The 1,005-nt window shown below is 71.3% G+C and carries 1 protein-coding gene and 1 pseudogene; one reads left to right on the forward strand and one right to left on the reverse strand.

The features are described from left to right. Positions 1–80: 80 nt before the first annotated feature. Positions 81–521: an Lrp/AsnC family transcriptional regulator gene (locus tag H5J30_RS35655; RefSeq protein ID WP_018835479.1), complete on the reverse strand. Its 441-nt coding sequence runs from the start codon at positions 519–521 to the stop codon at positions 81–83. 237 nt (positions 522–758) lie between these two features. On the opposite strand from H5J30_RS35655, the pseudogene H5J30_RS35660 reads away from it, so the two are divergent. Then, positions 759–1,005 (forward strand): annotated as a pseudogene (locus H5J30_RS35660) (hypothetical protein); the annotation flags it as partial.

Below are 1,005 nucleotides of genomic sequence, written 5' to 3' on the forward strand. Positions count from 1 at the left end.
GCGCGGGCGGCAGGTCGGGCGGCGGGGCTCTCGGCGGTCACGGCTCTGTGCCTCGGATTCGGATCGGGGGCGCCACGCCGTCAGATGCGCGGCGGCCTGGCTTCGTACGGTGTGGAGAGCACGACCGTCGTACGGGTCGAGACCCCGGCGAGGGAGCGGATGCGGGCGAGCAGGTCCTCCAGCTCCGCCGGGGCGGCGACGCGCACCTTGAGGATGTAGTTCTCCTCCCCCGCCACGCTGTGGCACGCCTCGATCTCGGGGACTTCGGCGAGCCGGTCCGCGATGTCGTCGGGGGCGCTGGGGTCGAACGGCTTGACCGAGATGAACGCGGTCATCGGCAGGCCGATGGCCTCCGGGTCGACGATGGCGCCGTAGCCGCGGATCACCCCGCGCTGCTCCAGCCGCCGCACCCGCTGGTGCACGGCCGAGGTGGACAGGCCGGTGGCCTTGCCCAGGTCCGTATAGCTCATGCGCCCGTCCCTGACGAGCAGCTCCACGATGTGCCTGTCCAACTCCTCCACAACGCATCAACCTACTGCGTTTGCGGCGGTCAGGTACATCCGGGGCCGCGGGGGCCGCCGGCGGGCGCCTCGCGGGGGCGCGTACGGCGCACTCGGCAGCGTGTGACGAAGGCCACAGTCCATCCGGGAGCGAGGGGGACCCTGCGGACGATTATTCGGATGACAGCGAGGGAAATCCTTGCTGTGGTCGAGACCACCACGTGACCGTCCAGGTGGCCCAACCTGAGGGGGAGCAGCATGCGCCGTTCCGAGCATGTCGAGCTCGTCGATCCTGATGCCGTCGACGACGAGGAGGGCGGCGGATACGCCGAGACCTCGCTGATCTTCCGGGTGCTCTGCCCGGACTGCGTCCAGCCCATCGCCCTGCTGGAGGGCGAGGACGTGCTGCCCGAGCACGCCCGCGTCACGCCGGCGAACCCGTTCGGACTGACCGTGTGCACGGGCTCCGGCAGCCCGCTGTCGGCCGCGGTGCCGCAGGACGCGC

This window comes from Streptomyces phytophilus (genome assembly GCF_013870535.1).
GTDB classification, from domain to species: domain Bacteria; phylum Actinomycetota; class Actinomycetes; order Streptomycetales; family Streptomycetaceae; genus Streptomyces; species Streptomyces phytophilus.